This window comes from Flavobacterium sp. 1 (assembly GCF_002797935.1).
In the GTDB taxonomy this organism is placed as follows: domain Bacteria; phylum Bacteroidota; class Bacteroidia; order Flavobacteriales; family Flavobacteriaceae; genus Flavobacterium.
In genome coordinates, this window is the sequence record NZ_PGER01000001.1 from 1009881 (window position 1) to 1034087 (window position 24207).

The 24207-nt window shown below is 36.3% G+C and carries 18 protein-coding genes; 9 read left to right on the plus strand and 9 right to left on the minus strand.

Annotated elements, in window-relative coordinates; translation table 11 throughout:
- The first annotated feature begins 7 nt into the window (after positions 1-7).
- A complete protein-coding gene (locus tag CLU83_RS04275) occupies positions 8-1948 on the plus strand; it encodes a KUP/HAK/KT family potassium transporter (protein ID WP_100430464.1) in 1941 nt (646 codons plus the stop codon).
- Between the two features lie 106 nt (positions 1949-2054).
- On the opposite strand, the gene CLU83_RS04280 is transcribed toward CLU83_RS04275, so the two are convergent.
- Positions 2055-3482 carry an L-serine ammonia-lyase gene (locus CLU83_RS04280; RefSeq protein WP_100430465.1) on the minus strand — a complete coding sequence of 476 codons (1428 nt, stop codon included), beginning with the start codon at positions 3480-3482 and terminating at the stop codon, positions 2055-2057.
- 362 nt (positions 3483-3844) lie between these two features.
- On the opposite strand from CLU83_RS04280, the gene CLU83_RS04285 reads away from it, so the two are divergent.
- The 6 genes from CLU83_RS04285 to CLU83_RS04310 all read left to right on the plus strand — a co-directional run bounded on the left by CLU83_RS04285 (position 3845) and on the right by CLU83_RS04310 (position 12867).
- The gene (locus tag CLU83_RS04285; RefSeq protein ID WP_100430466.1) at positions 3845-4015 is read left to right on the plus strand and encodes a hypothetical protein; all 171 of its coding nucleotides are present in this window, start codon (positions 3845-3847) and stop codon (positions 4013-4015) included.
- A 708-nt stretch (positions 4016-4723) separates the two neighbouring features.
- Complete coding sequence (locus tag CLU83_RS04290; RefSeq protein WP_100430467.1) at positions 4724-5965, plus strand: ribulose-bisphosphate carboxylase large subunit family protein; 1242 nt, start codon at positions 4724-4726, stop codon at positions 5963-5965.
- On the plus strand, positions 5965-7344 hold the full coding sequence (locus CLU83_RS04295) for a four-carbon acid sugar kinase family protein (RefSeq protein ID WP_100430468.1): 1380 nt from the start codon (positions 5965-5967) through the stop codon (positions 7342-7344). The genes CLU83_RS04290 and CLU83_RS04295 overlap by 1 nt, the downstream gene beginning before the upstream one ends.
- Positions 7341-8003 carry an aspartate/glutamate racemase family protein gene (locus CLU83_RS04300; protein ID WP_100430469.1) on the plus strand — a complete coding sequence of 221 codons (663 nt, stop codon included), beginning with the start codon at positions 7341-7343 and terminating at the stop codon, positions 8001-8003. Before CLU83_RS04295 ends, CLU83_RS04300 begins: the two co-directional genes overlap by 4 nt.
- 303 nt (positions 8004-8306) lie before the next feature.
- Complete coding sequence (locus tag CLU83_RS04305; protein ID WP_100430470.1) at positions 8307-9596, plus strand: bile acid:sodium symporter family protein; 1290 nt, start codon at positions 8307-8309, stop codon at positions 9594-9596.
- Between the two features lie 370 nt (positions 9597-9966).
- Entirely contained in the window at positions 9967-12867 is a 2901-nt protein-coding gene (locus tag CLU83_RS04310; protein WP_100430471.1) for a sugar-binding domain-containing protein, read from the plus strand.
- Between the two features lie 18 nt (positions 12868-12885).
- Here the strand turns inward: CLU83_RS04310 and CLU83_RS04315 are convergent, their stop codons facing one another.
- From CLU83_RS04315 to CLU83_RS04330, 4 genes are all read right to left on the minus strand, one after another.
- Positions 12886-13617 (minus strand): phytanoyl-CoA dioxygenase family protein, encoded by a 732-nt coding sequence (locus CLU83_RS04315; protein ID WP_100430472.1) that lies wholly within the window; start codon positions 13615-13617, stop codon positions 12886-12888.
- A 121-nt stretch (positions 13618-13738) separates the two neighbouring features.
- Complete coding sequence (locus CLU83_RS04320; protein ID WP_100430473.1) at positions 13739-14461, minus strand: hypothetical protein; 723 nt, start codon at positions 14459-14461, stop codon at positions 13739-13741.
- A gap of 272 nt (positions 14462-14733) precedes the next feature.
- Entirely contained in the window at positions 14734-15432 is a 699-nt protein-coding gene (locus CLU83_RS04325; RefSeq protein WP_157801988.1) for a hypothetical protein, read from the minus strand.
- Positions 15433-15621: 189 nt separating this feature from the next.
- Entirely contained in the window at positions 15622-16389 is a 768-nt protein-coding gene (locus CLU83_RS04330; protein WP_100430475.1) for a slipin family protein, read from the minus strand.
- A gap of 153 nt (positions 16390-16542) precedes the next feature.
- Here CLU83_RS04330 and CLU83_RS04335 point away from each other — a divergent pair, with 153 nt between their 5' ends.
- Positions 16543-18081 (plus strand): IS1182 family transposase, encoded by a 1539-nt coding sequence (locus CLU83_RS04335; protein ID WP_232726934.1) that lies wholly within the window; start codon positions 16543-16545, stop codon positions 18079-18081.
- A gap of 257 nt (positions 18082-18338) precedes the next feature.
- Here CLU83_RS04335 and CLU83_RS04340 read toward each other — a convergent pair whose 3' ends face one another.
- On the minus strand, positions 18339-18785 hold the full coding sequence (locus CLU83_RS04340; protein WP_100430476.1) for a GNAT family N-acetyltransferase: 447 nt from the start codon (positions 18783-18785) through the stop codon (positions 18339-18341).
- A 130-nt stretch (positions 18786-18915) separates the two neighbouring features.
- Here CLU83_RS04340 and CLU83_RS04345 point away from each other — a divergent pair, with 130 nt between their 5' ends.
- Positions 18916-20454, plus strand: coding sequence for an IS1182 family transposase (locus tag CLU83_RS04345; protein WP_232726934.1), 1539 nt, complete (start codon positions 18916-18918; stop codon positions 20452-20454).
- 226 nt (positions 20455-20680) lie between these two features.
- Here the strand turns inward: CLU83_RS04345 and CLU83_RS04350 are convergent, their stop codons facing one another.
- From CLU83_RS04350 to CLU83_RS04365, 3 genes are all read right to left on the minus strand, one after another.
- Positions 20681-21253, minus strand: a complete 573-nt coding sequence (locus CLU83_RS04350) for a hypothetical protein (RefSeq protein WP_100430477.1) — start codon at positions 21251-21253, stop codon at positions 20681-20683.
- A gap of 485 nt (positions 21254-21738) precedes the next feature.
- Positions 21739-22914 carry a hypothetical protein gene (locus tag CLU83_RS04360; protein WP_100430479.1) on the minus strand — a complete coding sequence of 392 codons (1176 nt, stop codon included), beginning with the start codon at positions 22912-22914 and terminating at the stop codon, positions 21739-21741.
- 315 nt (positions 22915-23229) lie between these two features.
- Positions 23230-23994, minus strand: a complete 765-nt coding sequence (locus CLU83_RS04365; protein ID WP_100430480.1) for an XRE family transcriptional regulator — start codon at positions 23992-23994, stop codon at positions 23230-23232.
- Positions 23995-24207 lie beyond the last annotated feature (213 nt).

Genomic DNA, 24207 nt, shown 5'->3' on the forward strand with positions numbered 1-24207 from the left:
AAATAAAATGAATAAATCAACGGTTCAAAAAGTAACAGCAGCCTCACTTTTGGTGGCGCTTGGAATTATTTACGGAGATATAGGAACCAGTCCGTTATATGTTATGAAAGCCATTATTGGGCATAGGGAAATATCAAAATTATTGGTTTATGGAGGAATTTCGTGCATATTTTGGACGCTTACTTTTCAAACCACCTTCAAGTATATTTTATTGACGCTTTCGGCAGATAATCATGGTGAAGGCGGCGTTTTTTCGCTTTATGCTTTGGTTAAACGTTTTGGAAAAGGAAAGCTAGTGATTCCAACTATTTTGGGAGCTACAACACTTTTGGCAGACGGGATTATTACGCCTCCCATTTCAGTGGCTTCGGCAGTTGAAGGATTAGGGGATGTCGTTCCTGGTATTCCAACACTTCCTATTGTGATTGTGATTTTGTCAGGATTGTTCTTTTTTCAACGATTTGGAACCCAAAAGGTAGGTTTCTTTTTTGGACCCGCCATGGTAGTTTGGTTCACCATGCTTTTAGTATTGGGATTTGTGCAAATATTAGGACATCCTGCTATTTTGACCGCATTAAATCCAATTTATGCTTATGAATTGTTAGTTGAATATCCCCATGGATTTTGGCTATTGGGCGCCGTTTTTCTTTGTACCACTGGAGCGGAAGCCTTGTATTCGGATCTTGGACATTGTGGAAAAAAGAACATTAGATTCACTTGGATTTTTGTAAAAATTGCATTGATTGTCAATTATTTGGGTCAAGCTGCTTGGCTTATGAATCAAGGAAAACCATTGCTTGAGGGAAGAAATCCTTTTTATACCATTATGCCGCAATGGTTTCTTTTTTCGGGTGTTATCATCGCTACTTTTGCCGCAATCATTGCTTCTCAGGCTTTAATAAGCGGATCTTATACGCTAATAAATGAAGCGATGTCTCTTAATTTTTGGCCTCGAGTTTCTATGCGAAATCCGACGAATTTGAAAGGACAAATCTATATTCCGTCAGTAAACACGATTCTTTGGATTGGTTGTATTTTGATGATTTTATATTTTAAAAATTCCTCAAATATGGAGGCAGCTTATGGTTTTTCCATTACCATTGCCATGCTTATGACAACCGTTCTTTTAAATTATTATCTGATTTATATAAAGAAAATGAACAGGATTTTGATAACCATAATTATAACGGTTTTTGGGATTATCGAAATTGCATTTTTTGTTGCCAATATTATAAAAATCAAAGAACGTTGGATGTTTTTGTTCTTTGAACTATTCATTTTCATGACCATGTATACTTGGTTTTTTGCTAGAAAAATCAATAATAAATTTCTAAAATTCACCAATTTAGCGGAGCATACACAACAACTTCAGGAATTGAGTAATGATCTTAGTATTCCAAAGTATTCCACCCACTTGATTTATTTGTCCAAAGCTGACAGAAATTATGAAGTGGAAGAAAAAATATTAAAATCAATTTTTTCAAAAAAGCCAAAAAGAGCGGATGTTTATTGGTTTTTTCATATCAATAGAACTAGTGAACCCTTTACTTTAAATTATGAAGTAATCGAATTATTGGACGATAAAGTAATCAAAATTGTGTTAAACATTGGTTTCAGAATTCAACCCAAAGTAGAGTTATATTTCAAAAAAATTGTTCAAAATTTGGTTAAAAATAAAGAATTGAATTTACATATTCGTCCAGATGGTTCTACAAAATACAATGCCGAACCTGATTTTAAATTCATTATTATAGAAAAATTTCTTTCTGTCGAAAATGAATTTGCGGTGAAAGATGCGATGCTGTTGAATTCCTATTATATGCTAAAAAACTGGTCAATGTCAGATATTAGAGCATTTGGATTGGATAAAAGTGATGTTGAAATTGAAGAGGTACCTTTTGTGTACCAACCTATTTCAAAATTAGAATTGGAAAGAAAAAAGGCTTAGGAAAAGTTGGCAGATTTCAGATTAAGAATGTTAAACATCTTATCTGAAATCTGTTTTTTTTGCTGCCTAAAAATTACAAACTGCAAAGTGAAATCTGAATTGCTCCTTAACAGTCCGCCAAGTTTACGGCAATTGCCAGTCCGCCTTCGGAGGTTTCCTTGTATTTGGAGTTCATGTCTTTAGCTGTTTGCCACATAGTATCTATAACTTTATCCAGAGATACTTTTGCATTTTTGGCATCGGTTTCCAAAGCGAGTTCTGCTGCATTAATCGCTTTTATGGCACCCATGGTATTTCTTTCGATACAAGGTATCTGCACTAAACCGCCAATAGGATCACAGGTCAGACCCAAGTGATGTTCCATGGCAATTTCGGCAGCCATCAATACCTGATCAGGTGTTCCTCCCATCAATTCGCATAAAGCTCCAGCAGCCATAGCGCTTGAAACGCCAATTTCGGCTTGACAGCCCCCCATTGCAGCAGAGATTGTTGACCCTTTTTTGAAAATGCTTCCTATTTCGCCGGCAACCATCAAAAACTGCTTGATTTCTTTCTCGTTTGCCTGATGGTTTTCAATAACCAAATAATACATCAAAACAGCTGGAATTACCCCAGCACTTCCATTAGTTGGAGCCGTTACTACACGGCCTAGCGCAGCATTTACTTCATTAACAGCCAATGCAAAACAGCTAACCCATTTTAGAATCTGCCTAAATTTAACTTCAGTTTTTCTGATTTCTTCCAGCCATTCCTGCGGAGTAGAATAATTGGATAAACCAATCAGATTTTGGTGCATATCAAAAGCGCGTCTCCGTACATGCAGCCCTCCGGGAAGTATGCCTTCAGAATGACAGCCGATATACATGCATTCCAGCATAGTATTCCAAATACGCATTAATTCCTTATGAATTTCTGCTTCAGGGCGCATGGATTTTTCGTTTTCATAAACGATTTCCGAAATGGATTTATTTTGTTTTATGCAATACGCCAAAAGTTGGCTGGCTTTGTCAATAGGGAATGGGAAAGCACATTTTAGGGCTAATTTGTTTTGGGCATTTTCCCGTTCTTCTTTAACTACAAATCCGCCTCCTATAGAGTAAAATGTAGAACTGTATTCGGTTTCATTGTTAAAATAGGCAGTAAACGTTAATCCATTAGCGTGAAAAGGAAGAAAGTTTTTGTTGAAAACAATGTCCTTCAGCATAAAAAAAGGAATATGGATTTGGTTTCCCAAATGGATTTCTTTTTTAGCTTCAATCGATTTGATGATGCCGTCTATATTTTGAACAGGAATATATTCAGGATCTTGTCCGCTAAGCCCAAGCATTATGGCTAAGTCAGTTGCATGTCCTTTTCCTGTTAATGAAAGAGAGCCGTACAAATCGACTTTAACTCGGGTTATTGTATTAATGTCATAATCGATTCTTAGTTCAGCTAAGAAGCGTTCGGCAGCACGCCATGGTCCTAGAGTATGGGAACTTGACGGACCAACACCAATTTTTAGCATATCAAAAACTGAGATACATTCTTCCATAAATTTTATTTTGATGAACAAATATAACTATTATTTGAAGTATGATTACTGGTTTTTGTTTAAAAAAAATGACAATTTGGTAATTTTAGTAAAAAAAAAGGTTGTTGTGTTAAAGGATTGATAATGTAAGAGATGATTAAAAATCTTCTTTTTTATACTATCCTTGATGGTAAACAACATTGTATTTAAAAAGAGGAGAAGCTAATATTTTTAAATTCATATTTTTCTAAAGTATTGTCACTCATTTCAGATTTTAGGCATAAAAAATAATTTTACTGCAAATTCATAGTTTTTATTGATTTTATTGGCTTTAAAAGATTAAAAACTTATATTTGTCGCTACATTCAAAAATTCCGGAAAACATGTTTGAATTTCAGCAGTATTTAGGCTTTCTACTTTTCTTAACCATCCTTACAATGGGATTTTGGTTAATGTTTTTCTTAGTTGGTTTCGTATCTTATTGGGTAGGAGGAGCAACTTGGGAAGCTTACAAAGAAAAGAGAGCAAAACAAAAAGAAGGATTAGAAGCTTAGTCTTTTATTTACTTTACAAACAAGAGGCTGTCCGAAAAGTATTTTTCGGGCAGTTTTTTTTGTTTATAATATTGGCATTTATATATTCAAGTACTAATATCAATATTAATGCAACCCGCTTTTAAACAACATCCAGTTCATCAATAAGAACTTTTTCCATTAAATTTAATTATTAAATTTCAGAAAATTATTCCACTAGATTAATAGATTCAGTGGTTGAAAAATTGGAAATATTTTAGATCATTTCGCAGTGCAAATGAGGTGGAACATCTAGTTCCCTCCTAAAATGTTATTTAAAATAGCCTTTTATGGGTATTTAAGTAATGTCTATTTTTGCAGAATGTGGTTTACTTTTAAAATAGAGGCTAGTTCTGTTTTACTTAATGAACGTTCACTTTTCTTAAGAATTAACAATATTTGAATGCGATTTTTTTTGTGAATAGGTTGCTGTCTTATTAATCTCTTAAGTTCCAATTCACTTTCTGTTACAATTATGTTTTTTGAATTTGCCACATATAAATATATAAAATTATATAACAGTCCAATATGTACAAAAAATAGCCCGAAATAATTCAGGCTATTTTATAATGCTAATAGTATAACTGCTATAAATAGAATTTTTCAAAATTCTAAAACCTAATTTCAGCACAGCACAGGACAGTTGCTTTCCTTAAAATACTTTAATTTAGAATCTTAAAATAAATTAGAATGGAAAGAGTTTTTGCAGAATATCTTATAGAAACCCCTTATGATGTAGAACAGGCTTCGGCAGTTTTGGCAGGCGAGCAGTCATCGGGAACGTTTGTTTCTGTTCCGGGTGAAACCGAAGAATTGAAAAAACGTTTTTCCGCAAGGGTAGAGGATATTCAGTTATTGGGTTTGGCCGACGAACCATCGATTCCGGGCGGAAGTGTTCCCGGGAAAAAATACCAGAAAGCAAGAGTAAAAGTAAGCTGGTCGATTGAGAATTTTGGCTATAATCTGCCGGTTTTGATTAGCACTTTACAAGGAAATTTATATGAAATCACACAGTTTACCGGTTTAAAGCTGATAGATTTTGAAGTGCCGGATTCTTTTCAAAATCATTTCAAAGGACCAAAATTCGGAATCAAAGGTTCTAAATTATCCTGTGGCGTAACTGACAGACCGATGATTGGAACCATTATAAAACCAAGCATCGGAATGAGTGTGGAGGAAACCGCTACTTTGGTCAAATCACTGATAGATGCCGGAATCGATTTTATCAAAGACGATGAATTGATGGGATCAGCTTCCAATTCGCCTTTTGATGAAAGGGTAAAAGCGATTATGAAAGTCATTCGGGATAACGAACAAAAAACAGGTAAAAAAGTAATGTATGCCTTCAATATCAGTGATGAAATTGACGAAATGCAGCGAAAATACGATCTGATAAAAAAAGAAGAAGGAAGCTGTGCGATGATCAGCATCAACAGTGTTGGGCTTTCGGGAACAAAGAAAATTTGTGATCAGGGCGAACTCGTTATTCACGGTCACAGAAACGGCTGGGGAATGCTGAACCGGCATCCGTTGTTGGGAATTGAATTTCCTGCTTATCAAAAAATTCAGCGTCTGGCAGGAGTCGATCAACTGCATGTTAACGGAATCCAGAATAAATTTTGGGAATCGGATGACTCGGTGGTAACGTCGATAAAATCCTGTTTGAAACCCTTTTTGAGCGGATACGAAATTTTGCCTGTAGTATCTTCAGGACAATGGGGCGGACAAGCCGTAGAAACCTACCGAAGAACCCAAACCACGGATTTGCTGTATATGGCAGGCGGCGGAATTTTGGCACATCCAATGGGACCGAAAGCGGGAGTGAATGCATTACAGCAAGCCTGGACTGGAGCCGTTGCCGGTTTGTCTGTGGAAGAAACTGCCTTGAAATACCCAGAATTTGCCGAATCGGTAAAGAAATTTTCTAAATAATGAAGAAAGATAAATTGCTCTTGGCCTATTATGGCGACGATTTCACGGGCTCTACGGATGCCTTGGAATTCCTAACCCTGGCCGGAGTGAAAACCGTTCTTTTTCTTCGAAAGCCAGAACAAAAAGACCTGGATCGTTTTCCGGGAATTCAGGCGATTGGTCTGGCGGGGAAAAGCAGATCGATGTCACCTTCGGAAATGGAAACAGAACTTTATACTGCTTTTGAGAATCTGAAAAGTTTTGCCCCAAATCATTTTCATTATAAAGTCTGTTCCACTTTCGATTCCGCGCCACATGTAGGGAACATCGGGAAAGCAATCGAAATCGGAAGCGAAGTTTTCAATCAAAAGACCATTTTGGTTTCTCCATCAGCACCGCATTTGGGACGATTTTGTGTTTTCGGAAACCTGTTTGCCCGAATGGGAACGATTGGAAATGGCGAAATTTACCGTATCGACCGACATCCGTCCATGAGCAAACATCCCGTAACACCGGCTTTAGAAGGAGATTTGACTCTTCATCTGGCTAAACAAACGGAGAAATCCATCAATCTTATCAACCTAACCACAATCGAAAAAGGCATATCAGCAGTTCTTGAAGCGGTTAATAATAACAAAGCAGAGATTCTGTTTTTTGACGGTTTCAATTCGGAGCATCTCAAAACCATTGGAAGTGTTTTTAACCAATTGGCAACCGAAAAAACATTGTTTTCTGTAGGTTCATCCGGAATCGAAATGGCTTTGGGATTAGATTGGAAGGATAAAAAAATCATCGGAACCGAAATAGCATTTGAATCAGCAGGAGAAGTTTCACCCATACTCGTTTTATCGGGAAGCTGTTCTCCGGTGACGTCTAGCCAAATTGAATTTGCTCTCGAAAATGGATTTCTGGAAATTGCATTAGAAAGCAAAGCTGTCGATATTCAAAATCATGAAGCAATTATAAAAAATACCGTTGCTCAGGTTATCGAGAATTTTAATCAGGGAAAAAGCACAATTCTACATACAAGCATTGGTTCAAACGACCTGCGGATTGCAGAAACCGAAGCGTATTTTACAACAAAAGGTTTTTCGGAAAACGAGATTCAAAAACAATGCAGTTCGATTTACGGAAGTGTTCTGGGACAAATAACCAAAGAAGTATTAAAGGCTGTCAAAATAAAAAGAATCCTTTTTGCGGGTGGCGACACTTCCAGTTACTCCGCATCTGAATTGGATATTCTGGCACTGGAAATGATTGCGCCAATAGCTCCGGGAGCTCCGCTTTGCAAAGCAATTTCGGACAATGAATGGGTAAATGGAATAGAAATGAATTTTAAAGGCGGACAAGTTGGTACCGCCGATTATTTTATAAAAGTATTAAAAGGAGAAAAATTATGAGCGCAAAAGTTTTAGGTTTCGTACATACATCGGCAACATTGGTTCCGTTGTTTCAGCAATTGAGCAACGAGTTTTTACAGGGAATTGAAACATTCAACATAGTCGATGACAGTCTGATAAAAGACGTAATCAAAAAAGGAAAATTAATGCCGAATACGGCTGCGAGAGTAGTGAGCCACGTTCAGGCTGCCGAAGCCGCAGGAGCCGATGTAATTTTGGTAACCTGTTCATCTATTGGAGTGGCGATTGAAACGGCTGCAACATTAGCAACAGTTCCGGTTATTCGTGTGGATCAGGCGATGGCTGACGAAGCGGTGCAGATCAGCAACAAAATTGGTGTTATCGCCACTTTGCCAACCACTTTGGAACCCACCAGTGATTTGGTTAGAAGAAGAGCAGAATTGGCAGGCAAAAACGCAACGATTACTTCCAAATTATGCGAAGGCGCTTTCGAAGCTTTAATGAGTGGAGACGCTGCGAAACACGATGAAATGGTAGCCAAAGCACTAAAAGAATTAATGAAAGAAGTTGATGTGATTGTTTTGGCGCAGGCTTCAATGGCAAGAGTTGTTGATGGCTTAAGTGCTGAAGAAAAACTAGTGCCGATTTTAGCAAGCCCGGCTATTGCCATGAAAAAATTGGCGGAGCTTTATTTTTAAAGAGTTCAATTATTGATTTTGGAGCAGAAAGATCAGGCATTTTTGGCAATATAGTCCCGCTTTCCGTTACAAACGAAGTTCACTGAACTCTTATGAAAATAAAAGCATAGTGAAGTAATCTTTTGTGCCGAACACCTGCACAAAAGGATTCCCACTGCAATTGGGGCTAGGAGTTAAGATTCGGTTTTTTTGCCATCATCTAAAGACCTAACAGGTTTTGAAAACCTGTTAGGTCTGCATTGAATCACGAAAAGGAACAAATCTAATTAGGCTCACATAATTAACATTTAAAAAACAAATTGTATGCGTAAATATTTTCTTTGGGCTGCCCCACTATTTTTCATCGTTGTCGGTTTGGGCTGGTTACAGCAAATAGACATATTGTGGAAATTGGGATTAATCTTTGGTTTTTCAAGTACTGCCATTGGGGCAGGACATCTGAAAGTATTAAGCGGTTATCAATATACTTTTTGGATTATTACTGCGGTTTGCGCCGGACTGCTCTATCCAGAATTTTTTCTGCACGTGGGCAGTTTCGATATGCGCAACAAATGGCTCATTCTGATTATCATTCAAATGGTAATGTTCGGAATGGGAACTCAAATGAGCATTGAGGATTTTACAGGTATTCGAAAATCGGGAAGAGGAGTATTGATTGGTCTACTGGGACATTTTACCATTATGCCAATTATGGGTTTTATCATTGCCAAGACTTTTGGTTTTGAACCTGAAATCGCAGCAGGAATTATCCTGATTGGATCTTGCAGCAGCGGATTGGCTTCTAATGTGATGACGTATATCGCCAAAGGAAATCTGGTTTTGTCGGTTACCGTAACGGCAATGTCTACATTGGCAGCACCAATTATGACGCCATTTTTGATGAAAATATTCGCGGGAACCATGGTCGAAGTTCATTTTTTCAATATGATGATGGAAATTATTAAAATCGTCCTTGTTCCTTTGGCAGCAGCAATGATTCACGATATTCTAAAAAATTATGGAACTCTGGCAAAAAAGAGAATTTATGTTTTGACAGCACTGTCAATGATTTGGCTGGCTGTTTTTATTTTCTTCGACCATTCATTCGCGGTTGCCGAAGGTAGTGCAGCAGCACACATTTTAGAAATTATTAATTTCTCCTGTGGTGCTTTTATCGTGGGAACATTATATCATTTGCTGTATAAAGTATATCCAAAAATCGATGCGATTATGCCTTATTTCTCCATGTTTGGAATCATCTATTTTACTTTGGTGACCACAGCTGCCGGAAGAGATAATTTAATTCAGATCGGTTTTTTGCTTTTCTTAGCCTCGGTACTGCACAACGGAGCGGGCTACTTTTTTGGTTATTGGCTCAGCAGATTAAGCGGTCTCGACAAAAAAAGCAGTCAGACCATCGCTTTCGAAGTCGGTCTCCAAAACGGCGGAATGGCTTCTGGATTGGCAGGCTCTATGGGTAAATTAGCAACATTAGGTTTAGCCTCAGCGGTATTTAGTCCCTGGATGAATGTTTCTGGTTCTTTATTGGCTAATTATTGGCGTAAAAAAGGAAATAGGGAAGAAGCAACAGAAATCGTTCCCGTTACTAATTAAAAATGACGTTGAATTTCTATTTACAGAAAATGTTCTCATTTTGCCTGAACCTAAAAGACCGTGTTGTTTGCTGCAGGCTGTTATTGCTATCACGATTAACAGCTATGAGTAAAACAATTTGGCTGTTTTCTGATTTGGATTAAATTTTTAATTGAAATTCTCAGTAGATCCAACAGTTAAATGTAAATTTCTTTTTTTCTGATTTTCATAACAGGATGCTACAGGATAACAATTGTAATTCATTATTTTATTTTTATACAGATTTTGCATTCAATATAATTCAGTAAAACTTGTCTGTTTTGATACTATATTGGATTACTATTTGACTATCTGTAAAATACAGACGGTTTACTTGCTATAAAACTATAAAATGATAAAAAAATACAGTTATATCAGCCTGCTGTTAGTGGTTTTGTTTTCCTTAAGCAGTTTCAAAAATGAAGAAATTAAGCTGAACGGCACTTGGCATTTTCAAATTGACCGAAAAGAAGAAGGCATCACTGAAAAATGGTACAATAAAAATCTTTCAGATGCCATAAAGCTTCCTGGTTCGATGGCACAATTCTTAAAAGGGGATGAAATAACTTTAAAAACAAAATGGACAGGTTCTATTTATGACAGTTCTTATTATTTTGTTCCAAGATTAAAAAAGTACCGTGAACCTGGAAACATACATATTCCTTTTTGGTTAACGCCCGCAAAACATTATGTTGGTGCAGCTTGGTATCAGAAAGAAGTTAATATTCCAGCCAATTGGAAAGGCAAACGAATATTGCTCCATTTAGAAAGAACTCATATAGAAACCAGAGTTTGGATAAACGATAAAGAAGTGGGGATGCAAAACTCCTTGGTAGCGCCTCATGTTTATGATTTGAGCCAATATCTAACAACGGGCAAACAGCGCATTTCTATTCGGATAGATAATCGGATTAAAGAAATTAATGTGGGACCCGATTCGAACAGCATTACCGATCATACACAAGGAAACTGGAATGGCATCATTGGCAAAATTGCATTGGAGTCCGGTTCGCCAGTTTATATCGATGATGTTCAAATTTATCCAGATGTAAAAAACAGAAAAGCCCGCGTGAAAATCACGATTAGTAACAGCACTCAAAATCAGTTTAGCGGAGTGCTTTCTATAGCTGCAAAAAGTTTTAATTCTCAAGAATCCGACAAAACCGAAGTGATTACAAGCAGTTTTTCCGCAGCCAAGCTGGGAGACCAAACAATCGAACTTGAACTGCCTTTCGGAAAAGGAATGCTGACTTGGAATGAATTTGATCCTGCTTTGTATCATCTGGAAACAAAACTTTCTTCGAATGAGATAAGCGACATAAAAATAGTCCAGTTTGGAATGCGTGAATTCAAAATCAAAGGAAACCAATTTTTAATAAATGATGTTCCCATATTTCTTAGAGGAACGGTTCATAATTGTGAATTTCCGCTAACTGGTTATCCTGCAACAACAGTGGAAGCTTGGATGAAAATTTTTAAAACCATCAAAAATTATGGATTAAACCACGTCCGTTTTCACTCGTGGTGTCCGCCCGAAGCGGCTTTTATTGTAGCAGACAAACTGGGACTCTATCTGCAGCCCGAAGGTCCCAGCTGGCCTAATCACGGTCCTAAAATTGGATTGGGCCAGCCGGTAGATCAGTATTTATACGACGAAACCACTCGAATGGCAAAAGAATACGGGAATTATGCGTCGTTTACAATGTTGTCTGCCGGAAATGAGCCTGCGGGAAATCAAGTGAAATACCTTAACCAATTTGTGGATTTTTGGAAAGCAAAAGACAGCAGAAGGGTTTATACCGGCATGACTGTGGGAGGAAGCTGGCCTGTGGTTCCGAATGCGGAATATCAGGCTCGTGGAGGCGTGAGAGGTTTGAAATGGGAAAAAATGCCCGAAACGGAATCTGATTTCAGTGCCGGAATTGCTCCTTTTAAAGTTCCTTTCGTAGCTCATGAAATAGGTCAGTATTGTGTTTTTCCCAATTTTGAAGAAATCAAGAAATATAAAGGAGTCTATAGAGCCAAGAATTTTGAAATGTTTCGTGAGGATCTTAAAGATCATAACATGGAAAATCAGGCAAAAGATTTTTTGAATGCCTCTGGAAAGCTACAGGTTTTGTGTTATAAAAATGAAATTGAAAAAATATTGAGAACGCCAGGTTATGCCGGTTTTCAAATGTTAGGATTACAGGATTTTCCTGGACAGGGAACTGCTTTAGTGGGAGTTTTAGATGCTTTTTTTCAGGAAAAAGGATATGTGTCCGCTCAAGAATATGCCCGATTTTGTAACGAAACTGTTCCTTTGGCAAAAATTCCAAAATTTGTTTATACGAATGGAGAAACTTTCAAAGCGGCAATTGCTCTTTTTCACTCTGGAAAAGCACCTTTAAAAAATGCAGTAATTAGCTGGACAATCGAAGATGAAAAGGGAAATATATTTACTGCTGGAAGCTTCGATCCTAAAACATTCGAAAACGGGAATGGTCTTTTCGCTGGAAATATAGAATTTTCTTTGGGCGGAATTAATGATGCTTCCAAATTAAATCTTGAAGTAAAAGTCAATAATACAATCTTTGCCAACGACTGGAATTTTTGGGTATATCCCGATAAAAAAAGTGAAATATCTCCTTCCGTTTATTATACGACCGTATTAGACGATAAAGCAAAAGAAATACTGCAAAATGGAGGAAAAGTGTTTTTGAATGCTTCGGGCAAAGTAGTGAAAGGGAAAGAAGTTGAAATGCATTTTCTTCCTGTTTTTTGGAATACTTCTTGGTTCAAAATGCGTCCGCCACATGTTACCGGAATGCTAATTCAGGATAAAAGTCCTGCTTTTAATGATTTTCCAACTAGTTTTTATAGTGATCTGCAGTGGTGGGAAATTCAAAATCGTTCGCAGGTAATGAATCTTGAAGATTTTCCAGCCGATTTTCGTCCGTTAGTTCAGCCAATTGACACTTGGTTTATGAACCGCAGACTGGCTTTAGTATTTGAAGCCCAAATAGGAAAAGGAAAAATCATAGTAAGCAGTGCTGATATTGGCCCGGATATGGAGAATAAGCCTGCATCCAAACAATTATTTTTCTCGCTTCAAAAATATATGGATTCGGATAAATTCAATCCGAAAAGCATACTGGATTTTGAGGTGATAAAAGATGTTTTTGTAAGTCCGTCCCGCGAAGCGTTTAATACCTATACAAAAGACAGTCCTGACGAATTGAAACCTAATTCAAACCAGAATAAAGTGAAATAGTCAATTATAAAATCGGCTTTAATTTAAAGTCTTATGATAATCCATTTTTTCGCTCCATTCCAATTCATTTGGCAGGTTTTTATTGCTGAATTCGATATGAATTACTCTCCGTCTTTTGTTATTTGTGGTTTTGTTAGAAGCGTGAAAAAGCAAGGGTTTCATAATCATTATTCCTCCTTTATCAACTTCGCAGATAGTTTCGACTTCGTTCTCGATGTCAACTTTATCGGTTCTGTAAATTCCTTTTTTATGCGATTTATTTAAGACTTTCAAAGCTCCATTTTCTTTAGTTGTTTTATCCAGATGAATTCTAATTGTAAAAATGTTTTCCAGAATTTCTTTTGGAGGCTGAACAGCAAATTGATTTTGCTTATTTGTCCAATTTTCAAAATTTTCTATCTTCATTTTTTTGTCAACTGAAATTGTCAAATCTTGGTGATAAGAAACAAACCAATTCGATTTTTCAGGTTTGTCAAAATAAATTGATTTTGTTATGAAATAATCTTCTCCAAAGTTTGATTTTATAATATCAATCAGGTTTTGGTTGAAAATAAAGTGCAGCGATTCTGGAATTTCTTTGTGGAATTGTCTAATTGCAAATAAATCGTCCGATTTTCGAAATGTTGATTTTTCAGTTTTATTTTCAGTTACGTTTTCTATTATTGCTGTCAGTTTTTCAATTTCATTTTGATCGTAAACATTTTTTATAATTGTAAAACCTTCAGTTTCTATTTCTTTTAAATTTTGCATTTTTTGACTAAAATTCGTTTAGTTATTGTTTCACAAGTTTAAAAATCCCAAATACAAAACCATCTTTCCATTAAGCCTAATGCCCAAATCCGTTGTAGCTGTTATAGGTGGTTTTTCTTTTTCAGCGGTCAAATGTCTTATAATTTTGTAGCCAATATTTTTCAATAAAGTCCCGTTTGTCGGCAATTTTCGGAATATGTTTTAGATATGCTAAAGACGCAATTAATTTCATACTATTATTTTCTGAATTAGTTACTTTATAGATCTCTATTACTTGGGGATTTTCTTTAATCTCAAAGTCGCAACCTTTTCCATTTATAAAACCATAACCAACCAATTTGTAATTCTCAATTTTACTTAAATGACTTTCCCAATCCATATCTGCACAACCTGCGCGGTTATATGAATAATAAAAATCAGTTCCTTTTATTTTTTTAATATCAAGGTCACAATTTTCAATTTGTTTGAATGTCTTAAGATTTTTGTCAAATAGGTAATTCTCACACTCGTTAGGAGTATTACTGAAAGTAAAAACCCGAATATCTTTATATCCGTCCTCGTTGATATCTAAAAACTTCGCTTGAAAATAATAATCTTCAGCTTTTATTATTGTGTCTCCTTTTATTGTTACTAAACAATTGAATTTATCATCTTTTATAGTCTGAATAAACTGAAAGCCATTAATTTGCAAAGTATCAATGTCAATAATTGTAGTTTCCTTTTGGCGAATATTCGTTTTATTTGACGAACTGTCTGTTTGAGTTTTGTTAATAGGCTCATTGTTTGACTTTGAGTTACAAGATGTCAAAATAATGAGAAGTATTATGTTGGTTAGTTTCTTCATAAAATCACCTATAACGTCAGTCTGTGAAAAAACTAAAATCTGCTTCCTGAGAATCTCATATTTGAGTTTTTTCTTTGGTAGCCCTCCGAATACTTTCTAAATTTGAAGTAGTTTTTTTACAGCCTGACGTTCTGGTACTCAGCGGGTTTGGGACTAAATTAAGCTCTATTTTCGGATTTGCCAAAATCATCACAAATACAAACCAATTTTTCCATTAAGCCAAATGCCTAAATTGCTTGTAGCGTGTGTTGGCGGTTCGTTGTTTCTTCTTTTTACTGATTCCTCCAAATTACTTCAATAGCAAGATAGTTCCAAATTAATATTCTAACAATCTCAACTCCAGATGAAACAGAAACCATATATTGATAAGTTCCTTCTTGAACTATTGTCCAATGTGATAGTATTTCTTGATTATGTCCAATAAGCAAATTTTGTAATCCTCTACTTCCAACTTCTGGTGCTTTATCAAATACTGTTGGTGTAAAAAAAGCTTCTTCTTCATTTTCATCCATATCAAAGATAGATTTAAAAGCTATACTTGTCGGATTTTCAAATTGAGGTTCACTATTTTCAAATTTCAAATGTCCTTTCGCTAATTTAGTTATAGCATTTTCAAAACGAGGTAAGTCAATTTTGAAATATTTATTTTCATTTTCTACTACAAAAGAACTTTCAATACGTTTCTTTAAATTTTCTTTTTTCGATAGAATTGATTTAATTTTTTGTCTATTTAAAAATTCGATTTCTGTTGTTCCTTGAATAATACATTCTATAGCACAAGCAAAATATTCTTCGTCCAACGAAAAACCTTGGTTACATTTATCACAACAAGGTACAACAGGCAAATTTTCAGGAAATGGTTCATCAAGTAATATTCTAGAAGGTACGTGGTCTCTTGTGTCAGGAAAATCTCCACAATAGGAACACATATTGTCAAGTCGTTTATCACTAAATGTGTTTATTTGTCTCAATTTATTTGTCTTAATTTTTAGTTTTCGTCTTCTTTTTTTTCACAATGACCGCCAACTTTCTCGCGCTACAAGCAGTTTGGGATTAAGTAAGTCTAATCTTCGGATAAACACAAATTTATCTGATACAAGATCACCTTTCCATAAGCCTAAAACCCAAATTGCTTGTAGCGTGTGTTAGCGGTATGTGGCTTATTTATCAAGTTTCTTTTTATTCACAAGTTCAGTAAAACTTTTTGCAGCGTTTGTAAAGTCAGACGGCATAAGAATTACAGTTGTTGTGTTGTTGTCAATGCCAATTTCAGATAGCATTTGCATACGTCTAAGTTCAAGTGCAATTGGACTGCCTTCCATTTCTTTTGCTCCTTGTGTCAGTTTAATTGACGCTTCTAATTCTGCTTCTGCTTTTACAATTCTTGCTCTTTTTTCTCTGATTGCTTCGGCTTCTCTTGCCATAGCTCGTTGCATTGCTTCTGGAATTTCAACATCTTTCATTTCTACCATTTCAATTTTAATTCCCCAAGGTTCTGTTGTTGTGTCAACTATTTTTTGAAGTGTTCCGTTTATCTGTTCTCTTTCTCTTAAAACTTCGTCAAGTGTATGCTGTCCGATAATGTTTCTTAGGGCTGTCACTGAAAATTGATAAACCGCTTTGTTGTAGTCAGCAATCTTGATAATTGCGTCTTCAGCATTTGTTATTTTAAACCACAATACTGCGTTAACTTTAATCGTTACGCTGTCCTTAGTGATTGTTTCTTGTTGTTCAAGGTCAACCGTTTTTGTTCTAATGTCAACACGCTGTTGTCGGTCAATTAGAGGTATAATCCAATAAAGTCCAGGACCTTTTATTGATTGAAAACGTCCGAGTCTGAAAACAACTGCACGTTGGTATTCTTGTGCAATACGAAGTCCTGATAAGAGTATTGCGATGATGATTCCTAAAATTGGGAGTAGTGTCATATTATTTTGATTTTATGTTTAATTATAAATGTTCTTGTTTGGTTGTCGTCCTGCCATTACCGCCAACGTCAGTCTGTGAAAAAACTTCCGTTTGCTTAGGAACAAATATAACAAAAAACTTGTGTTAAAACAGGAATTTTCGTATTTTTAGGAATGCAGCATATCATAGGAATTTCCCGCCACCAGATGCGTATTTCCAGTTTAGAAGACGCCATAGCTCCCGATAATCAAGTGCGATTTATAGATGCATTTGTGACGTTTACAGACCTTGCTAAGCTGGGTTTTGCAGTGCAAACCATCAAAACCGAAGGCCGCCCGAGCTACGATACCAAAGTGTTTCTTAAAATCTATTTATACGGTTATCTGGGCGGAATAAGAAGCTCGCGAAAATTAGAGAAGGAATGTTTTAGAAACATTGAAATGCAATGGCTATTGGAAGATATTCGTCCCAATTACCACAGCATCTCAGATTTCAGAAAAAACAATCCCGCTGCCTTGAAGAAACTCTTCAAGCTTTTTGTCTCATTCTTGAAAGATGCGGACTTGATAGGCGGTGAAACCATTGCCATTGACGGCACCAAAAGCCGGGCTCACAACAGCAAAAAAGCCAATTTTAACCAAAAGAAAATTGACAAGCACCTGGAATACATTGAGACCAAAACCCAAGAATATCTTGATGCTCTGGAAGCAAATGATGCAAAAGAAAACTCTCCAAAAATCAAAAATGTCCAACAAAAAATAGAGTGTCTCAAACAAAACAAAATCCGCTACGAATTGCTGGAAGAAAAACTAAAAGCAAGCGGAGAACCCCAAATAAGCACCACCGACAGCGATGCCAGAGCATTATTGGTTCAGGGACAGGTGGTTGAAATCTCATTTAATATGCAGGCAGCCGTCGATGCCAAACACAATCTTGTAGTAGCCACGCACACCATCAATCGTAATGACCGCAACGCCTTGTCGGCTATTGCCATAGAAGCCAAAGAGAATTTAGAAATAGAAACCTACACGGCTTTGGTGGACAAAGGCTATCATAACGGGCGAGAAATAGAAGCCTGTAGGCAAGCCAATATCACTACAATTGTAGCGCAACCCGAACAAGGAAAAAATAAGGAAAACGGAACAACCAAGGATTATTTTGTTTCTAAGTTCCAATACAATAAAACCACCGACACCTACACTTGCCCACAGGGCGAAACGCTTAAAACTACAGGCCACTGGCACAAGAAAACCACGGACAGAGACAGTTATGAGTTCAAGAGATACCGAACACCCAAATGCAGAGAATGTCCTGTAAAACATTTATGCACCAGTAGGATGGCCGGTCGAGATATAGACCGCAGCCAATATGCCGATGCCGTAGAAGAAAACAACAAACGCTACCACGCAAATGCACAGCTCTACCGCAAGCGGCAGGAAATCAACGAACACATTTTTGGCACTATCAAACGGCAATGGGGCTACAATCACACCAATTTAACAGGATTGGAAAAAGTAAATGGAGAACACAGCCTGATTATGCTGGTCTATAACATCAAACGCAGCATCAATATACTCGGAGTTCCCGAGCTCATTGCCAAACTCAAGAAATGGAACTCACCCTACAAGGCAAAAGTCTTGTTTTTGTTAAAAATGAGTTATTTAAAACCGAAATTAGACTTCTTTTTCTTTGAAACTAAATTAGCCTCCTAAAAAAGAGGCTTCGTTAAAAGCCCTTATTTGAATTTTGTGAGGGCAAAATAAAGAGGTTGGAATGAAAAAAAGAGGTTTTTTCACAGCCTGACGTTCTCGCGCTACAAGCAGTTTGGGATTAAATCAGCGTTATCTTTCGGATTTGCCAAATCTTCCAAATACAAACCAATTTTTCCCTTAAGCCAAATCCCCAAATTGCTTGTAGCGTGTGTTAGCGGTTCGGGCTTATTTCGGGCTCGGTTTTTGCCCTGTCATTGTTATTTTGAATAAACGTTTTTATTATGAAGTTCCATCCATTTGGTTGGGTCTGCAATGTCTATCCACCCAAATTTACGATATAGCTCGTGTGCGTCTCCTGTGAGTAAAATCCAACGTCTTAAACCTTGTAGACTCGGATAGTCCATAACCGTTTCCATTAACCATTTAGAAAGCCCCAATCCCCTGTATTCTTCTAAAATATATACGTCGCCCAAATAGGCAATCGTTGAAAAATCGGTAATGATTCTTGCAAGGCCAATTTGTTTTTCGTCTTGGTAAACACCAAAGCAGAATGAATTTTCAATAGCAGTTTGCACCTTGTCTTTCGGAATGTTTATGCACCAATACGCTTTGGTTGATAAAAATTCGTGAATGGCGTCAATGTCTAATTTTACCTTGTCGGTTGAAATGCAAAACTCGCCTTTGTATATGTTTACGTCTGTCATAGTTTCTGTTTACTGTGCGGTGTCGTTTTAGCCTGACCGCTAACGTCAGTCTGTGAAAAAACTTCCGTTTGCTTAGGAACAAATATAACAAAAAACTTGTGTTAAAACAGGAATTTTCGTATTTTTAGGGATGCAGCATATCATAGGAATTTCCCGCCACCAGATGCGTATTTCCAGTTTAGAAGACGCCATAGCTCCCGATAATCAAGTGCGATTTATAGATGCATTTGTGACGTTTACAGACCTTGCTAAGCTGGGTTTTGCAGTGCAAACCATCAAAACCGAAGGCCGCCCGAGCTACGATACCAAAGTGTTTCTTAAAATCTATTTATACGGTTATCTGGGCGGAATAAGAAGCTCGCGAAAATTAGAGAAGGAATGTTTTAGAAACATTGAAATGCAATGGCTATTGGAAGATATTCGTCCCAATTACCACAGCATCTCAGATTTCAGAAAAAACAATCCCGCTGCCTTGAAGAAACTCTTCAAGCTTTTTGTCTCATTCTTGAAAGATGCGGACTTGATAGGCGGTGAAACCATTGCCATTGACGGCACCAAAAGCCGGGCTCACAACAGCAAAAAAGCCAATTTTAACCAAAAGAAAATTGACAAGCACCTGGAATACATTGAGACCAAAACCCAAGAATATCTTGATGCTCTGGAAGCAAATGATGCAAAAGAAAACTCTCCAAAAATCAAAAATGTCCAACAAAAAATAGAGTGTCTCAAACAAAACAAAATCCGCTACGAATTGCTGGAAGAAAAACTAAAAGCAAGCGGAGAACCCCAAATAAGCACCACCGACAGCGATGCCAGAGCATTATTGGTTCAGGGACAGGTGGTTGAAATCTCATTTAATATGCAGGCAGCCGTCGATGCCAAACACAATCTTGTAGTAGCCACGCACACCATCAATCGTAATGACCGCAACGCCTTATCGGCTATTGCCATAGAAGCCAAAGAGAATTTAGAAATAGAAACCTACACGGCTTTGGTGGACAAAGGCTATCATAACGGGCGAGAAATAGAAGCCTGTAGGCAAGCCAATATCACTACAATTGTAGCGCAACCCGAACAAGGAAAAAATAAGGAAAACGGAACAACCAAGGATTATTTTGTTTCTAAGTTCCAATACAATAAAACCACCGACACCTACACTTGCCCACAGGGCGAAACGCTTAAAACTACAGGCCACTGGCACAAGAAAACCACGGACAGAGACAGTTATGAGTTCAAGAGATACCGAACACCCAAATGCAGAGAATGTCCTGTAAAACATTTATGCACCAGTAGGATGGCCGGTCGAGATATAGACCGCAGCCAATATGCCGATGCCGTAGAAGAAAACAACAAACGCTACCACGCAAATGCACAGCTCTACCGCAAGCGGCAGGAAATCAACGAACACATTTTTGGCACTATCAAACGGCAATGGGGCTACAATCACACCAATTTAACAGGATTGGAAAAAGTAAATGGAGAACACAGCCTGATTATGCTGGTCTATAACATCAAACGCAGCATCAATATACTCGGAGTTCCCGAGCTCATTGCCAAACTCAAGAAATGGAACTCACCCTACAAGGCAAAAGTCTTGTTTTTGTTAAAAATGAGTTATTTAAAACCGAAATTAGACTTCTTTTTCTTTGAAACTAAATTAGCCTCCTAAAAAAGAGGCTTCGTTAAAAGCCCTTATTTGAATTTTGTGAGGGCAAAATAAAGAGGTTGGAATGAAAAAAAGAGGTTTTTTCACAGCCTGACGTTCTCGCGCTACAAGCAGTTTGGGATTAAATTAAGCCCTATTTTCGGATTTGCCAAATCTTCCAAATACAAACCAATTTTTCCCTTAAGCCAAATCCCCAAATTGCTTGTAGAGTGTGTTGTGCGTCGTTTTTTTATTTATAATCAGTTGAAATAGAAGTTTCGCTTAGATTTAGAATTCTAATAATATCAAATTTTTCACCTTCAAACATCGCATTTAGAACATTGTCTTTTAGATATTCTTTTGTTTGTGAGTCCCAAGACAGATTTTCAACTTGATTTTTATCCCAATTTAAAATATAGCTTTTTGATTTTCTTAAAAATTTATGAGTTTCTATAGTGCCTTTTGTTGGATTTACAGGTCTTGCATAAATAACTTCTTTTGCTTCTTTTTCAATGAAAATAGGTTTTTTATTTTGTAAATAAATTTTTATTGATTCATAACTTTCCAAATTATTGCCTGTAGAATAATATTCAATTTTAACTATCTTGTTATTAATCTTTTTTACAATAATATTTTCATTTGTATTATATTTTTTTACCTTGATAATTTCTGAAGGGGGAACTTCATAAGTTTTTAAATTTGAATTTTGATTTATTTTAAAAATTGTTTTTTCAATTTTTAAAATAGAATCATTCTTGCTTTGAGCATACAGATTTGTGACACAAAATAAAATAATTAAAAATACAGATAATATTTTTTTCATTGATTGTTGTTTTGGTTTTCTGTTGTTTCTTAAAATGACGCACAACGTTCCCGCGCTACAAGCAGTTTGGGACTAAATTAAGCCCTATTTTCGGATTTGCCAAATCATCCCAAATACAAAACCATCTTTCCATTAAGCCTAATACCCAAATTGCTTGTAGCGTGTGTTGAACTAAACCTTCGGTAGCTGTATTACGTGAATACAACGTCTCAAAAAATAGCTCTAAATCAAATTTCAAAAACAATAGTGCAACATAAATATATTTCTTATTTTTGAGCTGTAAAAAACTAATCAACAAAATTTTAATTCATTTAAAATTAGATATTTGTCGATAAATCCATAATAAGCTTAGTAAGCTTTCTTAAATATTCCTTTTCACACTTTTCGATAACTCCATAGGGATGGATGTACAGCGGTTCCGTTCAACACGGGTTTCATTGTTGGTGCTACGCACCCAACGAAACCCTTGCTGTTAGCTGTAGGGTTTATTTGCTATATTTCCTTTTATAATACTCCACTTTTTCGGTTTGATATGAATATCTATTGGCGTTTAGAAATGGCATCCATTTGCTTTCAATGATATCTCTTTTTATGGAATTATTATGGTTTAATATTTCAAAACTATTTTGTGTTAACATTGATGTTTTACTTTCAAACCCTTCAATACCAGCTTGTCCAAAAATAGGACTCATTCCTATATATTTTTTCAATTCTGATGAAGGCATATATTTAACAAACTCATCATTAGGTGCAATGGTATTATAGACACTTCCTACACTATATCCTCTATATTTTTCCCATTCAAAATTTTTATTCAAAATCGATCCTGTTAGTATAATACTATTAAAAGCCACAGGAGAAAACTCTTCATTAATAAAACCTTCTAGATATGCTCCAATTATGTATGTTCCAAAAGAATGTGCAATGATTGAAATTTCTCCTTCAAACCGACTTTGTAGGTCGTATATCCACTCTCGAAAATCATCCACTACTTTAGATCTTTTTCCTGGTTTAAAAAGCAAATCAGGTTTATTAGTTTCGTAGGTGTAGGGTGCAAAAATCCAATCTTGGCTACTTGCGATAGGTGCAATTTCCTGATTCCATTCAGCTTCACTTAATAAACCGTGAATACTTACCAATATTCCTCGTTTCTCTTTTAAATCAATTAAACTTCGGTCATTATAGACTCTTTTTATAATTTCAAAATCTTCATCATTCGGGTAATGCCTTATTTCCCATATTTTATTTTTAGCATAAAGATCGATTTGAATAACCCCAACATCTTTGCTACCATATCTGCAAGTTGAGAATAGTTTTATGTAAGAGTCAATTAAATTTGGACTTTCTAATGAAGCAAATAGAATATCAAATTTTAATCCTTTAATAGAAACTTCTTCCGTATTGTTAGGAATATATCTATCTTCATTAAACACTATAACACAATCTAAATCTTTTGGGTTTTTATTTGCAGTAATAAAAGAACCTCCAATGAAAACTTCTACAGCTCCCCGTTCTTGTGCATAGTCTAAAATATCACTTATTGGTTTTACGAAATTTTTACGAATTTCACTTAAGCAAAATCTATTGAGAAACTCCTCGCCTGAACAAATATGTATTCCTATTGGTAGTTTTCCTTGGGTTGTAAATTCAGGTATTGTCATAAATATAATATTATCTCTGGTTATTTGTTAACCTTACAGCTAACTAGTATATATGTGTGACTCCGTCACACATATCCGCCCAAAATCGGGTGTATAAGTGTGATAAAATACGCACTTTTCTCAAAACCAAATATACATATTAATCCTTACAAATCATCAAAGGGACTTTTTATTTGGCTTCTGCAATCAGTCTATTTTATGAATCTTTTTGAACACCTCAAGCTGTGTCAGCAAGGTCTCTATTTATTTTGCTTTTTCGGGCAATATTTTGAGTAAAGCAAGTTTTTGATTAAAATATAATCAGAAGGAGATGAACTATTTTTTCTGTTTTATTTCATGGATATCTCTTTTCAGTTCCAGAAACATCTCTTTGACAGTATCGGATTCTGTGGTCAGGAGTTTAGCGTCGTCTCTTCCAATATGGCATACATATTCCCAAATCTCCAAAATATCAGAAAGCTTGATTTCGTATGGGCTGTAAATGATATTGTCTGAAACTACAGTTACCGAATCATCATTTTTATTCCCAAGCCGTTTATAGGTAATCCCTTCGCTGGAGGTAATGAGTATGTAGGTTTTGTTCTGTTTTATTTCTCCCAGATTGTCTACATATTTTCCGACCACAAAGGATTTATTGGTGTGCGGCGGCATAGAATCGCCGTTAATCGGGAAAGCCCTCATTTTGCCCAAACCTAAAAACGGAAGTGCTATCTGCTGCAGGTTTTCTATGTATTCGGCATCGGCATAACCGCTCAGATAGCCGGCTTGTGCTTTGTGCGGGATAATTTCGATAAGGTTGTTTCCATCAGTATCAACTGTTATGGGCAAAACTATTCGGTTGTCTTCTAACAGCATTAAATTATCAATAGAAATTTTTCGCAGATCAACCGTCAAAAGCAAATCGATACTGATATGGTAATACCGTGAAATAATCACCAGCGTTTCGGCAGGCGGCGTGTTTTTTCCGTATTCATATTTCTTGTAGCGGTCAAGGGGCAGCGCCATTCCGTCTGAGACTTCCTGCTGCGAGAGATTTCGCTTGCTTCTCAGCCATTTAAGATTGTCAGAAATATATAACATATGTTAAAGGGATTTTAAGTCACTACAAATATAGGTTTTAAAGTGATTTAACGTCCTAATTTTGTAAAATATTTTGATGTAAGCCGTTGGGCGCAATTTTTTTTCAACACATAGGAACATAGATTTTCTAAATTTAAAATTAGGCGTTTCACTTATTTAAAAAACACATAGTGCTATGTGAAAGAAATGTATTTCTTTTTTTGCGATCTTTTT